This is a genomic window from Streptomyces sp. Y7 (assembly GCF_043195415.1).
Classification (GTDB): domain Bacteria; phylum Actinomycetota; class Actinomycetes; order Streptomycetales; family Streptomycetaceae; genus Streptomyces.
The window spans coordinates 1,156,561-1,176,688 of sequence record NZ_JBIDDQ010000002.1; the positions used below are offsets into that span (position 1 = coordinate 1,156,561).

Sequence of the window (20,128 nt, forward strand, 5' to 3'; positions counted from 1 at the left end):
CGGGAAGGGACAGGTTCATACGGGGTTCGCGTTCCTCTCGGCGGCCTCGACGACGTTGGTGAGCAGCATCGCCCGGGTCATGGGTCCGACGCCGCCGGGCATCGGTGCGACCCACCCGGCGACCTGGTGCGCGCCCGGATGGATGTCGCCGACCAGGCCGCTGTCGGTGCGGGTGATGCCGACGTCCAGGACGGCCGCGCCCGGGCGGAGCATGTCGGCGGTGATCAGTCCGGGCGAGCCGGCGGCGGCGACGACGATGTCCGCCTCACGTACATGCCAGGCGAGGCCCTTGGTGCCCGTGTGGCACAGGGTGACCGTGGCGTTCTCGGAGCGGCGGGTCAGCAGCAGTCCGAGGGGTCGGCCGACGGTGATGCCCCGGCCGATCACGCACACCCGCGCTCCGGCGATCGGCACCTCGTGGCGGCGCAGGAGTTCGACGATGCCGCGCGGGGTGCACGGCAGCGGCGCCTCCTCGCCCAGGACGAGGCGGCCGAGGTTGACGGGGTGCAGGCCGTCGGCGTCCTTGGCCGGGTCCATGCGTTCCAGTACGGCGCCCGCGTCCAGATGGGCGGGGAGCGGCAGTTGGACGATGTAGCCGGTGCAGTCCGGATAGGCGTTGAGTTCGTCGATCGTGTCCTCGACCTGCCGCTGCGAGGCGCCGGCGGGCAGGTCGCGGCGGATGGAGGCGATGCCGACCTGTGCGCAGTCGCGGTGCTTGCCGCCGACGTAGGCGTGGCTGCCGGGGTCGTCCCCGACGAGGACGGTGCCGAGTCCGGGCGGTCGTCCGCCGGTGGCGGTCGACTTGGCCACGCGTTCGGCGAGTTCACCACGGATGGCGGCGGCGGTGGCCTTGCCGTCAAGGAGATGTGCGGTCACCGGGTAGCACCTTCCGACGAGGCTGCGGTGGAACGCCCTCAAGGGGCGCGGGGCTGTATCGATATGCGGCTCCGCCGCGGGGCGCGATCAACCACGACGAGACCGCGGACGAACGGCGACCCGTCGCGGCAACTCGCTCGCGGCGCTCAGCCACGAAGGCGGGACATCGTCGGATCGAACAACGGCTCCTCCGCGACGACCGCCTCCACGCGCCGGTCGAAATAGCCGATCTGGACGCCCGTTCCGGGAACGGCGAGTTCCGTCGGCAGCCACGCGTAGGCGATCCCCTTGCCGATGGTGTAGCCGTACGCGGCGCTCGTGACGTACCCGACCGCCCGTTCGCCGTCGTAGACCGGTTCCTTGCCCATCACGACCGACCACGGGTCGTCGATGGTGAGGCAGGTCAGCCTGCGCCGCACGTCGGCCTTGCGGCGTTCCAGCGCCGCCTTGCCGATGAAGTCGCCCTTGTCGAGCTTGACGGCGAAGCCGACGCCGGCCTCGAAGGGGTCGTGCTCGTAGGTCATGTCGGTGCCGAAGGAGCGGTAGCCCTTCTCCAGGCGGAGGCTGTTGAAGGCGCCGCGGCCGGCGATGACGCCGCCGAGGGGCTCCGCGGCCCGCCAGAGGGTGTCCCACAGCTTCAGGCCCTGGTCGGCGGTGGTGTAGAGCTCCCAGCCGAGTTCACCGACGTAGCTCAGGCGCATCGCCGTCACCGGGACGCTGCCGATGTGGGCCCGCTTGGCGCGGAAGTACTTCAGGCCGTCGTTGGTGAAGTCCTCGTCCGTCAGGGGCTGGAGGACCTTGCGGGCCAGCGGCCCCCACAGGCCGACGCAGCAGGTGCCCGGCGTGATGTCACGGGCCTGGACCGTGCCGTCGGCGGGGAGGTGGCGGGTGAACCAGTCGAGGTCGAGGTTGCCGTTGGCGCCGACCTGGAAGAGGTCGCGGCCCAGGCGGGCGACGGTGACGTCGCTGCGGATGCCGCCGTCGTGGTCCAGCAGGAGTGTGTACGTGACCGAGCCGACGGACTTGGCGACCTTGCCGGTGCACAGCCGCTCCAGGAACTCGGCGGAGCCGGGACCGCTCACCTCCAGGCGCTTGAGGGCGGTCATGTCGTAGAGGGCGACGGTCTCACGGGTGGCCTGGGCCTCGGCGCCGACGATGGGCGACCAGAACCGGGCGGCCCAGTCGTTGGGGGTCGGGATGCTGCGGCCCTCGACCAGCCCGGCGTTGGCCTCGTACCAGTGCGGGCGCTCCCAGCCGTTCGCCTCCAGGAAGAAGGCTCCGTGCTCCTGCTGCCGGGGGTGGAAGGGGCTGGTGCGGATCGGGCGCGGGTCGCCGGTGGGCTGCAGGGGGTGGAGGATGTCGTAGACCTCGACGAAGTTCCGGCAGTCGCGGGCCAGGACGTACTCCGGGGACAGCTGGTGCGGCTCGAAGCGGTTGACGTCGCACTCGTGCAGGTCGAAGGACGAGCAGTGGCCGTCGACCAGCCACTCGGCCATCGCCCGGCCGACGCCCGCGGAGTGGGTGACCCAGACGGCCTCGGCGACCCAGAAGCCCTTGACGTCCGGGGACTCCCCGAGGAGCGGGAAGTTGTCGGTGGTGAAGGAGAACAGGCCGTTGATGCCCTCCTCGACCTTCGCCTCGCGGGTCGCTGGGAGGAGGGACTGGGTCTCGGCCCAAGCGGGCTCGAAGTCCTCCTCGGTGAACTTCAGGACGGACGGCATCGCGTCAGCCTCGTCCACGGAGAGGATCTCGTCGGCCGTGATGGGCATCGGACGGTGGCCGTAGGAGCCGATGCCGATGCCGTCGAAGCGGTCGCGGTAGTAGAGGTCGGCGTCCTGGTGGCGCAGGATCGGGCGGACGGCCTCCTCCGTCTGGCCGGCGAGGGCCGGGACGGGGCCGGTCCAGGCGAGCTGGTGGGCGAGCGGCGTCAGCGGGAGGTTCATGCCGGCCATGCGGGCGATCCTGGGGCCCCAGATTCCGGCGCAGCACACGACGATGTCGGCTTCCAGGTCGCCCTGGTCGGTGCGGACGCCCGTCACCTCGCCGTCGGCCCGGAGGACGTCGAGCACCTCGTGGCGGGCGAGGAACGTCACGCCGCGCTCGGTGGCCCGGCGGATCTGCGCCTCGACGGCGAGGACCGCCTTGGCGAGGCCGTCGGTCGGGACGAGGAGGCCGCCGAGGACCTTGTCGCGGTCGACGAGGGGGTGCTGCTCGACGCACTCGTCGGGGGTCAGGAGCCGGGACTCGATGCCCCAGGCGGTGATCCAGCCGTGGCGGCGGTGCAGTTCCGTCAGGCGCTCGGGGGTGGTGGCCACTTCGAGGCCGCCGACCTGGAGGAAGCAGGGCTTGCCGTCGACGTCGAGGGAGCAGAACTTCTCGACGGTGTAGCGGGCCAGTTCGGTCATGGTCTTGGAGGAGTTCGTCTGGAAGACCAGGCCCGGGGCGTGCGAGCTGGAGCCCCCCGTGGCGGGCAGCGGACCCTGGTCGACCACGGTCACCTCGGTCCAGCCTCGCGCGGAGATCTCGTCCGCGAGCGCCGCACCGACGACTCCCGCTCCGATGATGACCACTCGGGGTCCCGCCATCGCCGCACCTCCGGTTGAGTTGCTTTCTGCGCAACGTGACTCAGGTTGCGCAACTCAATGTGCCTGCCGTGCAGGTGGGTGTCAAGAGGTCCGCTGACGTCGTGGAACGGCCCGGAAAACGGCAATGCCCGGTGGGTGGCGCGCGTCCGCGCGCACCACCCACCGGGCATTGCGAAGGGGCTACTTGATCCAGGCCTCCACCTTGTCCCGGTTGGCCTCGACCCACTTCTTCGCCGCCGCCTCGGGAGTCATCTTGTCCACGGCGATGTACTTGGCCACGACGTTCTGGTCCTCGTTGGTCCAGCTGAAGTTCTTCACCAGGTCATAGGCGGGGCTGCCGGACTTGGCGAACCTGGCGCTGACGATCTTGTCCAGTTCGTACACGGGGTAGTCGCAGTCGACCTTCTCCGCGTCGGCGTCGCAACCGTCCTTGTACTCGGGCAGCTTGACCTTGACGAGCGGCACCTCGGACATGAACCACTGCGGCTCGTAGAAGTAGCCGATCACCCATTCCTTGTTCTTCTCCGCCTTGCGGAAAGCCTGGATGAGGGCGGTCTCACTGCCCGCGTAGACCACCTTGAAGTCCAGTTTCAGATTCTTCACCAGCGCCTCGTCGTTGGTGACGAACGACGGGTCGCCGTCGAGCAGCTGGCCCTTGCCGCCCGACTCGGAGGTCTTGAACTCGGCCGCGTACTTGTCGAGGTTGTTCCAGTCGGTGATGTCGGGGTGCTCCTTGGCCAGCCACGGCGGCACGTACCAGCCGATGAGCCCCTTGTTGCCGGTCGGGCCGGCCTCCAGGGCCGTCTTCTGGTCGGTGATGTACTTCTTCTTCAGGTCGTCGTGGCCCCAGTTCTCGATGACGGCGTCGACCTCGCCCGTCCCGAAGCCCTGCCAGGCGATCTCCTCCTTCAGGTCCTTGGAGGTGACCTTGCAGCCGAGGTCGTGTTCCGCGACGTACGCCACGACCGCCGCGTTGGCCTCGTAGCCCACCCACGGGTTGACCGCGAGGTTGAAGGTGCCGCACTTGCCGGAGTCGCCCGAGCCGCCGGACCCCGCGGAGTCGTCGCCGACCTTCGCACCGCCGCAGGCGGTGAGAGTGAGGCCGAGGACGGCCAGTCCGGCCGCGCCGGCTCGCCAGTGTCTTGCCATGGTGTGGTGCTCCTTATGCGCTGGTGCGGCGAGCCGCTGCCTGAGTGATCCGGTCGAACATGACGCCGAGAAGGACGATGGCGAGCCCCGCGGCGAGCCCCTTCCCGTACAGCTGGCCCTGCGAGAAGCCGGCCACGACGTCGTAGCCGAGGGCGCCCGCGCCCACCAGGCCGCCCACCACGACCATGGACAGGACGTAGATCAGCCCCTGGTTGGTCGCGAGCGTCAGGGCGCTGCGCGCCATCGGCAGCTGGACCTTGGTGATGATCTGCCAGGTGTTGCACCCGGCGGAGGTGGCCGCCTCCACGGTGGTGGCGGGCACGTTGCGGACACCGTCGGCGATGATCTTCATGGCGACGGGTGCCGCGTAGACGACGGCGGCGACGATCGCCGTGAAGCGGGTCGCGCCGAACAGCGCCAGGAACGGCACGAGATAGACGAACGGCGGCATGACCTGTGCCGCGTCCAGGCTCGGCCGCAGCAGCCGGTCGACGAGGGCGCTGCGGCCCATCCACACGCCGAAGCCGATGCCGAGCAGCATCACCAGCACCGTGGCGACGACCGTCGACGCGAGCGTCGTCATGCTGTCGGACCACACCCCGGTGCCGACGAGCAGACCCACGCACACGGCCGTCGTGATGCCGGCGCGCCATCCCCCGAGGACGACGGCGAGCGCGATCAGCGCCGCCCCGACGAGCCACCACGGGGAGTCGGTGAGCAGCGTCTGGAACGGGTTGAGCAGGCCGTTGGTGAGGGCGTCGCGGAAGGCGTTGGTCAGACCGGACAGGTTGTCCTGCGCCCAGGTGGTCACGCTGTCCGCGCCGCTGGAGATGGCGCTGCCCATGTCGCCCTCGCCGGGGAACTCCGCCGCCCACACATAGGTGTGCGAGAGGTAGACGAGGACCGCGGCGACGACGGCGCCCGCGCCGAGCAGCGGGCGCCGCCAGGCCAGGAAACGGTTCTTCGAACGCCGTGCCGCCTCCTCGCGGCCGCTCGCCGCGGTCGTGACGCGGTCGAGGACGATGGCCATGACGACGATCGCGAGACCGGCGTTGAAGGCGGTGCCGACGTCGAGCGACTGCAGTGCCTGGACGACGGTCTTGCCGAGGCCGGGCGCGTCGATGAGGGCGGCGATGGTCACCATGGCGAGGGCGGCCATGATGGTCTGGTTGACGCCCATGACCACGGTCCGCTTGGACATCGGCAGCAGCACCTTGGTCAGCGCCTGCCGACGGGTGGCGCCCAGCGAGTCGGCCGCCTCGACCGTGGTCGTCGGCACGGAACGGATGGCGTGCGCGGTGATCCGGATCGCGGGCGGCGCCGCGTAGATGAGCGTGGCGATGGTGGCGGAGGCCGGGCCGATGAGGAAGAACAAGGTCAGCGGGGCCAGGTAGACGAAGGTCGGCATCGTCTGCATGAAGTCCAGGAACGGCGTCATGATCCGGTTGAACCGGTCGGACAGTCCTGCCCAGATGCCCAGCGGGATCGCGAACAGCAGCGCCACGAGGACGGCGGAGACGGTCAGCGCGAGGGTGTCCATGCTCTCCTGCCACAGGCCCTGCAGCCCGAGGAAGGTGAAACCGGCCACCGCCAGCAGCGCGACCCGCCAGTTGCCCACGGCCCAGGAGACGTAGCCGGCGATGCCGACGACACCGAGCCAGCCGATCTGCGGGACGGGGCGCCCGGCGCCCGGCTGCGAGATCAGCTCCTGCACGAAGGTGACCAGGGAGTCGATGACGAGGCGGATCTCGTTGAAGAAGTACAGGAAGAGCGGGTTGGAGTTGCGGTTCGCGCCGATCGAGTCGTTGACGTCGTTGAACCACCGGTGCAGATCGGTGAGGTCGGCCGCCGCGAGGGTCAGGGTGTGCTTTCCGCGCAGGACGGCGAAGAGCACCAGCCAGACGAGGAGGATCGCGCCGACCACCATGGACCGGCTGACCCTGCGTCCGGTCCGGGCGGAGGCGGGGGGCTCCTCGGCGGGAGCTGTCGTCGCCGGTTTCTCCATCGCGACGGTCATCACGCGGCGCCTTCCGTGCCGGCGACGACCGCGAGGATCTCCTCGTCGCCCACGATGCCGAGCAGCTTGCCGTTCTCGACGACCTTGACCGGCTTGTCGGCGGCGAGCACCGCCCGGGTGGCCTCCTTCACCACGACGTCCGGGCCCAGCTCGGGGCCGTCCAGGGCGTCACCGTCCGCCGGCGGTCGCATGATCCAGCGCAGGGTCAGCACGTCGCCGCGCGGGACGTCCTTGACGAACTCGCGGACGTAGTCGTCCGCCGGGGCGCCGACGAGTTCGTCGCCGGTGCCGCACTGGACCATCTTGCCGTCACGCATGATGAGGATGCGGTCGCCCAGCTTGAGGGCCTCGGAGAGGTCGTGGGTGATGAACACCATGGTCTTGCCGACCTCGTGGTGCAGCCGGATGACCTCGTTCTGCATGTCACGGCGGATCAGTGGGTCGAGTGCCGAGAACGGTTCGTCGAAGAAGAGGACATCGGGGTCGCCGGCCAACGCCCGGGCCAGGCCGACGCGTTGCTGCATGCCGCCGGAGAGCTGGTCGGGGTAGGAGTTCTCGTAGCCCGCGAGGCCGACCAGTTCGACGACCTCCTGGGCGCGCCGGGTGCGCTCGGCCTTGCTCATGCCGCGGATCTCCAGACCGAACGCCACGTTCTCGACGACGCGGCGGTGGGGCAGCAGACCGAAGTGCTGGAAGACCATGGAGAACTTGCGGCGCCGCAGGTCGCGCAGACGTGCGGCGTCGGCCTGGCGGATGTCCTCGCCCTCGAAGACGACCTCGCCCGCGGTGGGTTCGATCAGCCGGGTGAGACAGCGCACCAGGGTGGACTTGCCGGAGCCCGACAGACCCATGACGACGAAGACCTCGCCGGGCGAGACGTCGAAGTGGACGTCCCGTACGGCGGCGGTGCATCCGGTGCGGTCCATGAGTTCGCGGCGGGTGAGACCGCACAACTCCTCGGAGTCCGGCACCTGGTCGGCCTTCGGCCCGAACACCTTCCACAGCCTGCGCACGGAGATGACCGGGGTGGAGCCCGAGTCCTGGGGCGTGCCGCGCCGCTGCGGCACCTCGGTCTGAGTGGTCACGTTCGACCTCATTTCGGCGTTCAGCCGCGGAACCAGTGCTGCGGCCGGGGTTGGATGTTCTGCCAGATGTGCTTGGGCTCTCGGTACTCGTTCAGGCCGGTCGGGCCCAGCTCCCGGCCCACGCCCGAGTGCCCGAAGCCACCCCATTCCGCCTGCGGCACGTAGGGGTGGTAGTCGTTGATCCACACCGTGCCGTGGCGCAGCCGCCGGGCGACCCGCTGGGCCCGGCCGGCGTCCTGGGTCCAGACGGCTCCGGCGAGTCCGTACTCGGTGTCGTTGGCGATGCGTACGGCGTCGTCCTCGTCGGTGAAGCGCTCCACGGTGAGCACGGGTCCGAAGGACTCCTCGTGCACCACCCGCATGTCCTGCCGGCACTCGTCGAGCACGGTGGGCAGGTAGTAGTGGCCGTCGGCCAGCGCGGGGTCGTCGGGACGCGCGCCGCCGCAGCGCAGCACGGCGCCCTCGGCGAGCCCCGCGGCGACGTACGCCTCGACCTTCTCGCGGTGCTGCGCGGAGATCAGCGGCCCGGTCTCGGCGTCGGGGTCGAAGGGGCCGCCGAGGCGGATCTGCCGGGCCCGGCGCACGACTTCGTCCACGAAGCGGTCGTGCAGGGAGTCCTCGACGATCAGCCGGGCGCCGGCCGAGCAGACCTGTCCCGAGTGCAGGAAGACGGCGGTGAGGGCGAAGTCGACGGCGGTGTCGAAGTCGGCGTCGGCGAAGACCACGTTGGGGTTCTTGCCGCCGAGTTCCAGCGCGACCTTCTTCACGGTCGCCGCGGCGGTGGCCATGATGCGACGGCCGGTGTCGAGGCCGCCGGTGAAGGAGACCATGTCGACTCTGGGGTCCTCGGACAGGGGTGCGCCGGCCTCGGGTCCCGCGCCGAGGACGAGATTGGCGACGCCGGCCGGGATCCCGGCCTCCTCCAGTGCCCTCATCAGCAGGACGGACGTGGAGGGGGTGAGCTCGCTGGGCTTGAGGACGATGGTGTTGCCGGCCAGCAGCGCCGGGGCGACCTTCCAACTGGCTTGCAGCAGAGGGTAGTTCCAGGGTGTGATCAGCCCGCACACACCGACGGGCTCGTGGACGACGCGGCTCACGGCGTCGTCCCGGCCGGTGTCGATCACCCGCCCGGCGTCGGTGCCGCCGAGGCCGCCGTAGTGGCGCAGACAGGAGACGACGTCGGCGATGTCGTACTCGCTCTCCACCAGCCGCTTGCCGGTGTCCAGGGACTCGGCGCGGGCGAAGTCCTTGGCGTCGCGTTCGAGGATGTCGGCGGTGCGCAGCAGCAGGGCGCCGCGCTCCCGTTCGGGGGTGTTCGGCCAGTGCCCCGCGTCGAAGGCGCGGCGGGCGGCGGCGATCGCGGCCTCGGTGTCGGGGCGGGTGGCTTCGGAGACGGTCGCCGCGAGCGTGCCGTCAGCGGGGCATCGGATCTCCCGGTGTCCACCGGCGACCGGTTCCCGCCATGCGCCATCCACGTACAGGTCTGCCACGCGCCGAGCCTTTCGACAGAAATTCGTTGCGCATCATGCACCCGATTGCTTGTGGTGGAACACCCTGGCGAATGTCCAGACGGTCGTCAAGGGGTTCGCCGATGACGATTTGGCCATGCGATCACTTGCCCTCACCACCCTTGACCGGGAGGGGTCACGAGCCGACCATGTTGCGTATCGCTCACCATGTTGTGCAATGCGCACCGACGGAGGCCGCACATGTCCCCTCGACCGCAACCTGGCCGTGAGTACGTCCTCACTCTCTCCTGCCCCGACAGCGCCGGACTGGTCCACGCCGTGAGCGGCTTTCTCGTCAGGAACTCCGGAAACATCCTGGAAAGCCAGCAGTTCGACGACCGACTTCAGAACCGCTTCTTCATGAGGGTCCATTTCGACGTCTCGGATCCGAACGCCGGCCTGGAGAACCTTCGTTACCGGTTCGGTCCCGTCGCGCAGGCCCACGGCATCACCTGGACCCTGACCGACGCCGCCACCCCGACCCGGACCCTGATCATGGTGTCCAGGTTCGGCCACTGCCTCAACGACCTCCTCTTCCGCCGGCGCACCGGCGCCCTCAACATCGAGATCCCGGCCATCGTCTCCAACCACCGCGACTTCGAGGGGCTCGCCGAGACGTACGGCATCCCCTTCCACCACGTCCCGGTCACCAGGGACACCAAGCCCGAGGCCGAGGCCCGGCTGCTGGAGCTGGTGCGCGAACTGGACGTCGACCTGGTGGTGCTGGCCCGCTACATGCAGATCCTCTCCGACGACCTGTGCAAGCAACTGGAGGGCCGCGCCATCAACATCCACCACTCCTTCCTCCCCAGCTTCAAGGGCGCCCGCCCCTACGAGCAGGCGTACACACGCGGGGTGAAGCTGGTCGGCGCGACGGCGCACTATGTGACCCCGGATCTGGACGAGGGCCAGATCATCGAGCAGGACGTGGTGCGTGTGGACCACTCGCTCGACCCCGGCGAGCTGGTCACGGTCGGGCGGGACGTGGAGGCACAGGTGCTCGCGCACGCGGTGAAGTGGCACAGCGAGAGCCGGGTGATGGTGGACGGCAACCGCACGGTGGTCTTCCGCTGAGCGACATCGGCAGCGGCCGCGAGGCGGGACCGGGATCTTTGGTCCCGCCTTCGTCGTATACGGCCCCCGCGTTCACCGCTGCCGCTGGAGGAAGGCGAGCAGGGCGGCCGTGAGCTGCGCGGGGGCGTCCTCCTGGACCAGGTGTCCCGCGCCGGCGATCGGTTCGAGGACCGCGCCCGGAACGGCGGCGGCGAGCTCGTGTCCCTTCGCGACCGGGATCCACGTGTCGTCCTCGCCCCAGCAGACCAGCGTGGGAATGCCGATCGCCCCGTAGCGGCCCTGGATCTCGTCGGTGTGGCGCTGGTCCGCCTGGGCGATCTGCCGGTAGAAGGCGGCCTGGCCGGTGTCGTCCAGCCAGGGTGCGACGAGCCGGTCGAGGACGTCCGGGCGCAGACCGGGGCTGCTGGCGGAGGCGACGTACTCGCGCACCAGGGCGCCGTGCAGCGCGGCCGGCAGCCGCTCGAAGACGTCGGCGTGCTCACGGACGAGCCGGAAGAACGGGGAGCCCCAGGGGGCCAGGGCGACCGGATCGACGAGGGCGAGGGCCCGGTAGCGGGCGGCGTGCAGCAGATGGGCCCGCAGGGCGACGGCGCCGCCGAAGTCGTGGGCGACCACCAGCGGCTCCGCGAGCTCCCAGTGGGCCAGCAGTTCGCCGAAGACGCGGCCCTGGGCGGCCAGGGACACGTCCTGGCCCTCGGCCTTCTCGGAGCTTCCGTAGCCGGGCATGTCCCAGACGTGGACCTCGTACGCGCGGGCGAGCGACCGGGCGACGGCCCGCCAGACGTACGAGGAGAAGGGGGTGCCGTGCAGCAGGACGACCGGGGGCCCGCCGGACGGGCCCAGCCGGTCCCAGCGGACGTCACCGGAGGTGCTGGTGAAGGTGCGGGTCAGATGCCAGTCGGTGTCGGCCGCCATGCCTCTCCTGGTTCAGTCGCCGAGGCGGTCCAGCAGGGCGCGGCGCCATCGCTCGGTCTCGGCGATCTGGTTGAAGGTGAACAGGTGCAGGCCCGCCACTCGCGCCGAGGGAGCGGTCAGTGCTCCCCCGGCGCGGGTCAGGAGCCTCTCCGGTGCATACCCACCCGGCGTCGCGAACCGCAGGAACCAGGAGGGGTGCCTGGTCAGGAAGCGTGTCGACTCCCCCACCCCGATCTTCGTGGCCATCGCCAGCAGCTTCGCCCGCTGCACCGGCCCGGCCACCCCCACGTGCAGCGGCAGGGCGATGCCCCGGTGCCGTATGCGGCCGATCCACTCGCCCAGCACCCGCGGATCGAAGCAGAGGTTGCTCACGAGGTACGTGGCGTGCTCGCGCTTGTCCCACATGGCCTGGACGGTGACGTCGTCGTGGATGAGGGGATGGCTCTCCGGGTAGCCGGTGACGCCGACGCGGGTGAAGGGCCCGCCGAGCTCGGTCAGTCTGCGCAGCACCGGCAGGGCGCCCCCGTAGGACCCGGCGGGCGGGTCGGCGTCCCCCGCGGGCACGAAGACGTCGTCGACGCCGACCTCCCGCAGCCGCCCCGCGACCTCCTTCAGGTGCAGGTCGTCCCGCAGCAGCCGCGCCGGGACGTGCGGGACCACCCGGTAACCGTGCGTGGCGAGGCGTCCGGCGAGGTCGAGGGTGGGTTCCAGGCCCTTGACCGGCGACGCCGTCACGGTGACGACGACGTCGCGCGGCACATGGGCGAGGATCTTGTCCTCGGTCGCCCTCGCGGGCAGCACTTCGTAGCGGACGCTCTTCAGCAGCGCCCGGAGTCCCGCGGCGGCCAACTAGCGCTCCGTCTGCTTCTGGGCGTCGCGGTGGCGGTAGTACGCGGCCTTCGACGGCGCGAGCGGCTCCTTGCCGAGGATCAGGTCGGCAGCCTTCTCGGCGACCATCATCACCGGGGCGTAGATGTTGCCGTTGGTGACGTACGGCATGACGGAGGCGTCCACGACACGCAGTCCGTCCAGGCCGTGCACGCGCATGCTGCCGGGGTCGACGACGGCCATCCCGTCGGTGCCCATCTTGCAGGTGCAGGACGGGTGCAGGGCGGTCTCGCCCTCCTTCGCCACCCAGGCGAGGATCTCCTCGTCGCTCTCCACCTGCTTGCCGGGCGAGACCTCGCCGCCGTTGTAGGGGGCGAGCGCGGGCTGGTCGAGGAGCCTGCGGGCCACCCGGATGGCCTCGACCCATTCGCGGCGGTCCTGCTCGGTGGAGAGGTAGTTGAACCGCAGCGCCGGGTGCTCACGCGGGTCCTTGCTCCTGATCTTCACCGAGCCGAGGGCGTCGGAGTACATGGGTCCGACGTGCACCTGGTATCCGTGGCCTCCCGCGGGCGAGGAGCCGTCGTAGCGGACCGCGACGGGCAGGAAGTGGAACATCAGGTTGGGGTAGTCCACGTCCTCGTTGCTGCGGGCGAAGCCTCCGGCCTCGAAGTGGTTGGTGGCGGCCGGGCCCTTCCTGAACAGCCACTGCAGGCCGATGAAGGGGGCGCGCCACTTCGCCATGTACGGCTGCATGGACACGGGCTGTGTGCAGGCGTACTGGACGTAGACCTCCAGATGGTCCTGCATGTTCTCGCCGACGCCCGGCAGGTCGTGGACGACGTCGATGCCGAGGGCGCGCAGTTCGGCGGCGTTGCCGACGCCGGAGAGCTGGAGCAGCTGCGGGGAGTTGATGGCGCCGCCGCACAGGATGACCTCCTTGGCGCGCACCTGCTGGGGCGCGCCCCGGCCGCGGGTGTACTCCACGCCGACGGCCCGCTTGCCCTCGAACAGGACGCGGGTGACGAGGGCGCGGGTCCTGACGGTGAGGTTCGGCCGCTTCATGGCCGGCTTGAGGTACGCCTTCGAGGCCGACAGCCGGCGTCCGCGGTGGACGTTGCGGTCGAACTTGGCGAAGCCCTCCTGCCGGTAGCCGTTGACGTCGTCCGTGGGGGCGTAGCCCGCTTCCTCGGTGGCCTTGAGGAAGGCGCCGAAGAGGGGGTTGGTCGCGGGGCCGCGTTCGAGCACGAGGGGGCCGTCGTGGCCGCGGAACTCGTCGTCGGGGTCGGCGGCCAGACAGTTCTCCATCCGCCGGAAGTACGGCAGGCAGTGCGCGTAGTCCCAGCTCTCCATGCCCGGGTCGGCCGCCCAGCGCTCGTAGTCCATGGGATTGCCGCGCTGGAAGATCATGCCGTTGATGCTGCTGGAGCCGCCCAGCACCTTGCCGCGGGCGTGGTAGACGCGCCGGCCGCCCATGTGCGGCTCGGGCTCGGACTCGTACTTCCAGTCGTAGAACCGGCTGCCGATCGGGTAGGTCAGCGCCGCGGGCATATGGATGAAGACGTCCCACGGGTAGTCCGACCGGCCCGCCTCCAGCACCAGCACGCGGTTCGCGGGGTCCGCCGAGAGCCGGTTCGCCAGTGCGCTGCCGGCCGAACCGCCACCGACGATGACGAAGTCGTATTGCAGGGAAGCCATGGTGCCTCGTCTCGCTCGCGTCTTCGATACGCGAGGCATGCTAGTCCCGGTACCGCGATGCGCACCAGGTTGCGAACAGCGCAACTTCAGCGGTCCTTGTTACGACGTGGTTACTTGCGGCCATGTTGTTTACTACGCGTATAGTTTCACTGTGAGCAACTACAGCCATGACACGGAAACGACGAGTTCGCAGGCCGGCGGCGTCCAGTCGGTGGACCGGGCGATCAGCGTGCTGGAGATCCTCGCCCAGCGTGGCGAGGCGGGCGTGAGCGAGGTCGCGGCCGAGATCGACGTGCACAAGTCCACCGCGTTTCGTCTGCTCGGCGCCCTGGAGTCGCGCGGTCTCGTGGAGCAGGCCGGCGAGCGCGGCAAGTACCGCCTCGGATTCGGCATCGTCCGACTGGCCGGCGCGGTCACCGGCCGTATCGACATCACCCAGCAGGGCCGCCCGGTCTGCGAGCGTCTGGCCGAGGAGCTCGGCGAGACGGTCAACATCGCCGTGATGCAGGAGCAGTACGCGATCAACCTGTACCAGGTGCGCGGCCCGGGAGCCATCACCGCCCACAACTGGGTCGGCCAGCTCACTCCCCTGCACGCCACGTCGAGCGGCAAGATCCTGCTGGCGTACCTGCCGACGAAGGCGCGCACGGCGCTGCTGTCGGAGACCGGCCTGAAGAAGGTCACGCCGCGCACCATCACCGCGAAGACGAAGCTGGAGAAGAACCTCGCCGAGGCGCGCGAGCGCAACTACTCCATCACCCTGGAGGAGTTGGAGATCGGCCTGCACGCGATGGCCGCGCCGGTGCGCAACCGGGACGGCGACGTCATCGCCGCCCTCAGCGCCTCCGGCCCCGCCTACCGGCTCACCGAGGAACGCATGCACGAACTCTCCCCGGTGCTGGTCAAGGGCGCCCAGGAGATCAGCCACCGGATGGGGTACCTGGGCTGACCGGCCCGGCTACGGCAGGGGAGCGCCGAGGCGCTCGTTCACCCAGTCGTGGAACGCACCGATGTGGTGCTCACTGGGCACCAGCACGCCACCCTTGGCGTACATGCGCGACCCCATACCGGGCTGGGTCCGTTCGCATGCCTCGAAGTCCTGGCGGTTGACCCGGTCGAAGAGTTCCACGGACCGGCTGACGTCCTTGCCGCTCGCGACGACGTGCGGAAGGTAGAGCCAGTCGCACTCCACGATCGTGCGGTCCACGGACACCGGGTACATCCGGTGGAAGATCACATGGTCGGGGACCAGGTTGATGAACACCTGCGGCCTGACGGTGATCGCGTAGTAGCGGCGGTCCTGCTCGTCACCGACCCCGGGAATGCGGTCCAGGCCCTCGGAGCCGTCGACGGTGAAGCCCTGGACGTCCTCGCCGAACTCCGCGCCGTGCCCCACGTAGTACTGGGCGGCGTAGCCGTCCGCGAACTCCGGCAGGACCTCGGTGAGTTCGGGGTGGATCGTGGCGCAGTGGTAGCACTCCATGAAGTTCTCGATGATGAGCTTCCAGTTCGCCCTGACGTCGTACACGATCCGTCTGCCGACGGAGAGACTGTCGATGTCGTAGTGCTCGATGGACTCGACGTCGCCGAGGCGGGCGACGATCTCGCCGATGACGTCCTCCTCGAAGGAGGGCGGGTTCTCCGCGAGGCACACCCAGACATAGCCGAGCCACTCCCGCACCGCCACGCTCACCAGCCCGTACTCGGTGCGCCCGACGTCGGGCATCTTGGTGAGGTTGGGTGCCGCGACGAGCTTGCCGTTCAGGTCGTAGGTCCAGGCGTGGTACGGGCACTGGAAGGCCCGCTTGACCTCGCCGGTCTCCTCCGTGCACAGCCTTGCTCCGCGGTGCCGGCACACGTTGAAGTACGCCCGGATGCCGTTGTCCCGCGCCCGGGTGACGAGGATGCTCTCGCGGCCCACGTCGACGGTGCGGAAGGCGCCGGGCCTCGCCAGCTCCGAGGCGCGGGCGACGCAGAACCACATGGTCTCGAATATGCGCTCCTGCTCCTGGGCGAAGATCCCCGGGTCCGTGTAGGAGGTGCCGGGAAGAGTGGCGATCAGACTGTCCGGCAGGCTGGTCGAGGTCACGGTGCACTCCTCGGTCGAACGTCGTGGAGGGGTCATTCACGCGCCGGTGGGTGCGACTCCGGACGGCGTTGTGTATGGAGCAACACTGCGTGTCATGTGAAACCGCAGCATGGGATGGAGCCGGGGCGGTGTCAAGGCGCGAGGGCGGTGATCTGCTTGCGCCAGCGCGTGAACAGCCGCGGCTGGTTCATTCCGAGCACGGCGACCGGAATGCCGGACCGCCGGTAGACGGCCAGGACGTTGCGCTCGTCCGCGGTGCCGTCCTCGACGGTGACGCTGTCGGCACCGGCCGCGTGACCGGCGAACTGGATCTTCACGCCGTACTGGTCGGACCAGAAGTACGGCGGCCGGGGCACACCCGGTTCCACGGCGCCGCCGGCCAGCAGTGCGGCGATCGCCGCGTCGGGACGCTCACGCGCTCCGGTCCAGTGCTCGACGCGGCGATGCAGGCCCGCGCGGGGGTCGTACCAGTTGGCGCAGTCGCCGACCGCGACGACGCCGGCGAGACTGGTGCGCCCGTCCGCGCCGCACTTGACGCCGTTGTCGAGGTCGACGCCTGAGCCTTCCAGCCACTCGACGTTCGGACGGGCGCCGACCCCGACCACGACGATGTCGGCGGGGAGGGTGCGGCCGTCCTCCAGGAGCACGGCGTCCACCCGCTTCTCCCCGCTCAGCCCCTTGACGCCCACGCCGCACAACAGCCCTACGCCGTGGTCCGTGTGGAGGGCGGAGACGACGGCACCCATGGTCGCGCCGAGCGGTCCGGCGAGCGGTGCCTGCGCCGCCTCCACGACGGTGACCCGCAGTCCGAGCGCGCGGGCGGTGGAGGCGACCTCGGCTCCGATGAAGCCGCCGCCGATCACCACCAGCCGTCCGCCCAGGGCCAGTTCGTCGCGCAGCGCGCGGGCGTCGTCCAGGGTGCGCAGGGTGTGCACTCCGGCCAGCCCCGCGGAACCGGGGAGGGTGCGGGCCGCGGCACCGGTCGCGATGACGACGCCGTCGGCGCGCACCTCGCGTCCGTCGGCGAGCCGGACCGTGCGGTCGGGCCCGTCGAGCGCGACCGCCCGGGTGCCGAGCAGCCACTCGGCCTCCAGGTCCTCGCCGTCCGTCTCCAGGGCGAGTTCGGGTTCGCCGAGGGTGCCGGCGAGGAACTCCTTCGACAGCGGGGGCCGGTCGTAGGGGCGGTGGAGCTCGTCCCCGATGACGACCAGCCGGCCGTCGTGGCCCTGCTTGCGCAGCGAGCGCGCCGCCGACAGGCCGGCGAGGGAGGCGCCGACCACGGCGACGGTCCTCACGCGATGCCTCCGGCGAGCCGCGCGGCGATGCAGGGCGGCAGGTTGGGCGCCTCCGTGGAGAGCCGCACGTGGATCATGCCGTCCTCGTCGACGACGACCTCGTGCGTCCGGACCGGAAGCTTCGCCGGCGGGGCGTCGACCGCACCGGTCCTCAGGTCGAACTTCGAAGCATGCAGCGGGCATTCCACCTCGCAGCCCTCCAGCCAGCCGTCGGCGAGCGAGGCGTCCTGGTGGGTGCAGGTGTCGTCGATGGCGAAGAGCTCACCATCGTCGGTGTGGAACACCGAGACCGGCGGATCGATGTCGAGCCGGTGGGCCTCGCCTCGCGGGAGATCCGCGAGACGGCACGCGGGAATCATCATGACACCTCGGGTGCGTATAGCGAAACGGATTGCGGTAAGCGCAACGCCAGTCTGGGGGCCGCTCAGAAGCGTTGTCAAGGCGTCAAAACACCTCGTTCGCATCGGCCCGCCGCCCTGTCTCCGGGCAGCGCGAAGCGCCCGGACCACCTGCGGAAACAAGCGGAACGGGCGCCCCACGGAGCCCCTTTCGAAGGACTCAGAAGCCGCGGTCGACCCACTCCTGGAGATGCGGGGCCTCGGCGGCGACGGTGGTCGTCGCGCCGTGTCCGGTGTGCACGACGGTCTCCCCGGGCAGCGTCAGCAGCCGGTCCCGGATCGACGCCACGATGGTCGGGAAGTGGCTGTACGACCGTCCGGTCGCGCCCGGCCCGCCGCTGAACAGCGTGTCCCCGCTGAAGACCGCACCCAGCCCCGGCGCGTACAGACAGACGGCACCGGGGGCGTGCCCGGGTGTGTGCAGCACGGCGAGGTCGACACCGGCCACCGTGAGGAGCTGCCCGTCGGTCAGTTCGGCGTCCGGTGCCCTGTCGGGGTGGGTCTGCTTCCACAGCGGCAGGTCGTCCGGATGGAGGAGGACGGGTGCGCCCGTGCGGGCGGCGAGTTCGGGTGCCGCGTCGATGTGGTCGTTGTGCGCGTGCGTGCACACGATGGCCCGCAGGGCACGGTCGCCGACGACCCGGGCGATCGCGTCGGCGTCGTGCGCGGCGTCGACGACGATCACCTCGCGGTCGTCGCCGACGACCCACACGTTGTTGTCGACGTCCCACGTGCCGCCGTCCAAGGAGAACGTCCCCGAGGTGACGAGGTGTTCGATGCGGGCGCCGGCCATCACAGGAGCACCACCGAGCGCAGCACGTCGCCGTGGTGCATCCGCTCGAACGCCTTCTCCACCTCGTCCAGCGCGATGGTCTCCGTGACGAACGCGTCCAGGTCCAGCCGGCCCTGGAGGTAGAGGTCGATGAGCATCGGGAAGTCCCTGCTCGGCAGGCAGTCGCCGTACCAGGAGGACTTCAGCGCGCCACCGCGCCCGAAGACGTCCAGCAGCGGCAGTTCCAGCTTCATCTCCGGCGTCGGTACGCCGACCAGGACGACGGTGCCGGCGAGGTCGCGGGCGTAGAAGGCCTGCTGGTACGTCTCCGGGCGGCCGACCGCCTCGATGACGACATCGGCGCCGAACCCGCCGGTCAGCTCGCGGATCGCCTCGACGGCGTCGGCGTCCCTGGAGTTGACGGTGTGGGTCGCGCCCAGCTTCCTGGCCGTGTCCAGTTTGCGGTCGTCGATGTCGACGGCGATGACCTTCGCGGCGCCCGCCAGGTTCGACCCGGCGATCGCGGCGGCGCCCACACCACCGCAGCCGATGACGGCGACCGAATCGCCCCGGCCGACGTTGCCGGTGTTGATCGCCGCGCCGATGCCCGCCATCACGCCGCAGCCCAGGAGTCCGGCGGCCGCCGCCGACGCGGTCCGGTCGACCTTCGTGCACTGTCCGGCGGCGACCAGCGTCTTCTCGGCGAAGGCCCCGATGCCGAGTGCCGGCGACAGCTCGGTGCCGTCGGTCAGGGTCATCTTCTGCCGGGCGTTGTGGGTGTTGAAGCAGTACCAGGGGCGTCCGCGCAGACATGCCCGGCACTGCCCGCACACCGCACGCCAGTTGAGGATCACGAAGTCCCCGGGGGCGACGTCGGTGACGCCCTCCCCCACCGACTCCACGGTGCCCGCTGCCTCATGGCCGAGCAGGAAGGGGAAGTCGTCGTTGATGCCGCCCTCGCGATAGTGCAGATCGGTGTGGCAGACCCCGCAGGCCTCGACCCTGACCAGCGCCTCACCCGGACCCGGGTCGGGAACGACGATCGTCTCCAGGCTGACGGGGGCGCCCTTGCCCCGCGCGACGACAGCACGGACCTGGTGCGTCATGGCCACTCCTCGGCTGTTCGGGACTGCGAATCAGATGTTGCTCATTACGGCACACATCTCATGTGTCGCAACACAGCATCGTGGAGGGCCGAGCGGCGGTCAAGGAGGGGGACGGGGAGTTCCCGCGGCCGGGCGAGCTCGTCTCGGGGTACACGAGAAGTCCGGCCGGCGCGCGGCCGAACGGGCGGGTGGGTACCGGCACATGCCGGGGACCGGCGAGGACGCGGAGTCCCGCGCCGCACGGTGGTCACATGGAGGGGAAGAGGTGTTCGCGCGCCCAGCGGGGATCGGGGTTGGTGTGCGGCCGCCCCGCCACGACGACCGTCGGCACGGTCTCGTTGCCGTCGTTCACGGCCCGCACCGCGGCCGCGCGGGCCGGGTCACGCCAGATGTCGACCCAGTACGCCCGACGGGCGGCACGGCCCAGGCGGGCACGCAGCCGCATGCAGTACGGGCAGCCGGGGCGCCAGTAGACGACCGGCCGGCCGTCGGCCGCGCTGCGGCGCTGCGCCTCCAGCGCACCGATCGACCTCGGGAAGACCAGCGGCGAATTGACACCGGCGAGCAGCACGAACACCAGCAGGAATGCCGCGGCCGGGCCAGGGCTGCCGCTCAGGATCAGCCCGGCCGCCACGGCCGAGCCGCCGAGGGCCAGCAGCAGGGGCAGGAGCCAGGCACGCGTCATGGTGACGCAGGCTATCGGTGCGCGAAGCGGGCGCGCTCGCCGATTTCGCGC

The 20,128-nt window shown here is 70.4% G+C and carries 17 protein-coding genes; 2 read left to right on the forward strand and 15 right to left on the reverse strand.

The genetic code is table 11. From position 1 onward, the window contains the following. Positions 1 to 15: 15 nt before the first annotated feature. From ACGFW6_RS10790 to ACGFW6_RS10815, 6 genes are all read right to left on the reverse strand, one after another. Positions 16 to 876, reverse strand: a complete 861-nt coding sequence (locus ACGFW6_RS10790) for a bifunctional methylenetetrahydrofolate dehydrogenase/methenyltetrahydrofolate cyclohydrolase (RefSeq protein WP_393506821.1) — start codon at positions 874 to 876, stop codon at positions 16 to 18. A gap of 146 nt (positions 877 to 1,022) precedes the next feature. Continuing rightward, positions 1,023 to 3,461, reverse strand: coding sequence for an FAD-dependent oxidoreductase (locus ACGFW6_RS10795; protein ID WP_393506822.1), 2,439 nt, complete (start codon positions 3,459 to 3,461; stop codon positions 1,023 to 1,025). Positions 3,462 to 3,641: 180 nt separating this feature from the next. Beyond that, positions 3,642 to 4,610 carry an ABC transporter substrate-binding protein gene (locus ACGFW6_RS10800; RefSeq protein ID WP_393506824.1) on the reverse strand — a complete coding sequence of 323 codons (969 nt, stop codon included), beginning with the start codon at positions 4,608 to 4,610 and terminating at the stop codon, positions 3,642 to 3,644. 13 nt (positions 4,611 to 4,623) lie between these two features. Then, entirely contained in the window at positions 4,624 to 6,627 is a 2,004-nt protein-coding gene (locus ACGFW6_RS10805) for an ABC transporter permease (RefSeq protein ID WP_393506826.1), read from the reverse strand. Further along, positions 6,627 to 7,712, reverse strand: a complete 1,086-nt coding sequence (locus ACGFW6_RS10810; protein WP_393506828.1) for a glycine betaine/L-proline ABC transporter ATP-binding protein — start codon at positions 7,710 to 7,712, stop codon at positions 6,627 to 6,629. The genes ACGFW6_RS10805 and ACGFW6_RS10810 overlap by 1 nt, the downstream gene beginning before the upstream one ends. Before the next feature lie 20 nt (positions 7,713 to 7,732). Continuing rightward, a complete protein-coding gene (locus tag ACGFW6_RS10815) occupies positions 7,733 to 9,202 on the reverse strand; it encodes an aldehyde dehydrogenase family protein (RefSeq protein ID WP_393506830.1) in 1,470 nt (489 codons plus the stop codon). A gap of 219 nt (positions 9,203 to 9,421) precedes the next feature. On the opposite strand from ACGFW6_RS10815, the gene purU reads away from it, so the two are divergent. Continuing rightward, positions 9,422 to 10,294 carry a formyltetrahydrofolate deformylase gene (purU, locus tag ACGFW6_RS10820; protein WP_393506832.1) on the forward strand — a complete coding sequence of 291 codons (873 nt, stop codon included), beginning with the start codon at positions 9,422 to 9,424 and terminating at the stop codon, positions 10,292 to 10,294. Between the two features lie 72 nt (positions 10,295 to 10,366). Here purU and ACGFW6_RS10825 read toward each other — a convergent pair whose 3' ends face one another. Genes ACGFW6_RS10825 through betA form a run of 3 tightly spaced genes read right to left on the reverse strand, consistent with a single transcriptional unit; the run spans position 10,367 to position 13,732 of the window. Next, entirely contained in the window at positions 10,367 to 11,209 is an 843-nt protein-coding gene (locus tag ACGFW6_RS10825) for an alpha/beta fold hydrolase (protein WP_393506834.1), read from the reverse strand. A 12-nt stretch (positions 11,210 to 11,221) separates the two neighbouring features. Continuing rightward, positions 11,222 to 12,058 carry a 5,10-methylenetetrahydrofolate reductase gene (locus ACGFW6_RS10830; RefSeq protein WP_393506835.1) on the reverse strand — a complete coding sequence of 279 codons (837 nt, stop codon included), beginning with the start codon at positions 12,056 to 12,058 and terminating at the stop codon, positions 11,222 to 11,224. Further along, complete coding sequence (gene betA / locus ACGFW6_RS10835) at positions 12,059 to 13,732, reverse strand: choline dehydrogenase (RefSeq protein WP_393506837.1); 1,674 nt, start codon at positions 13,730 to 13,732, stop codon at positions 12,059 to 12,061. Positions 13,733 to 13,883: 151 nt separating this feature from the next. On the opposite strand from betA, the gene ACGFW6_RS10840 reads away from it, so the two are divergent. Further along, entirely contained in the window at positions 13,884 to 14,681 is a 798-nt protein-coding gene (locus ACGFW6_RS10840; RefSeq protein ID WP_393506839.1) for an IclR family transcriptional regulator, read from the forward strand. A gap of 9 nt (positions 14,682 to 14,690) precedes the next feature. Here ACGFW6_RS10840 and ACGFW6_RS10845 read toward each other — a convergent pair whose 3' ends face one another. From ACGFW6_RS10845 to ACGFW6_RS10870, 6 genes are all read right to left on the reverse strand, one after another. Further along, on the reverse strand, positions 14,691 to 15,821 hold the full coding sequence (locus tag ACGFW6_RS10845) for an aromatic ring-hydroxylating dioxygenase subunit alpha (RefSeq protein ID WP_393506841.1): 1,131 nt from the start codon (positions 15,819 to 15,821) through the stop codon (positions 14,691 to 14,693). Positions 15,822 to 15,952: 131 nt separating this feature from the next. Continuing rightward, positions 15,953 to 17,116 carry an NAD(P)/FAD-dependent oxidoreductase gene (locus ACGFW6_RS10850; RefSeq protein WP_393506843.1) on the reverse strand — a complete coding sequence of 388 codons (1,164 nt, stop codon included), beginning with the start codon at positions 17,114 to 17,116 and terminating at the stop codon, positions 15,953 to 15,955. Beyond that, positions 17,113 to 17,478, reverse strand: coding sequence for a bifunctional 3-phenylpropionate/cinnamic acid dioxygenase ferredoxin subunit (locus tag ACGFW6_RS10855; RefSeq protein WP_380861869.1), 366 nt, complete (start codon positions 17,476 to 17,478; stop codon positions 17,113 to 17,115). The genes ACGFW6_RS10850 and ACGFW6_RS10855 overlap by 4 nt, the downstream gene beginning before the upstream one ends. Before the next feature lie 196 nt (positions 17,479 to 17,674). Further along, on the reverse strand, positions 17,675 to 18,307 hold the full coding sequence (locus ACGFW6_RS10860; RefSeq protein ID WP_393506845.1) for an MBL fold metallo-hydrolase: 633 nt from the start codon (positions 18,305 to 18,307) through the stop codon (positions 17,675 to 17,677). Beyond that, positions 18,307 to 19,392: an S-(hydroxymethyl)mycothiol dehydrogenase gene (locus ACGFW6_RS10865; protein ID WP_393506847.1), complete on the reverse strand. Its 1,086-nt coding sequence runs from the start codon at positions 19,390 to 19,392 to the stop codon at positions 18,307 to 18,309. The genes ACGFW6_RS10860 and ACGFW6_RS10865 overlap by 1 nt, the downstream gene beginning before the upstream one ends. Positions 19,393 to 19,639: 247 nt before the next feature. After that, complete coding sequence (locus ACGFW6_RS10870) at positions 19,640 to 20,077, reverse strand: glutaredoxin domain-containing protein (protein WP_393506848.1); 438 nt, start codon at positions 20,075 to 20,077, stop codon at positions 19,640 to 19,642. Positions 20,078 to 20,128: the final 51 nt, after the last annotated feature.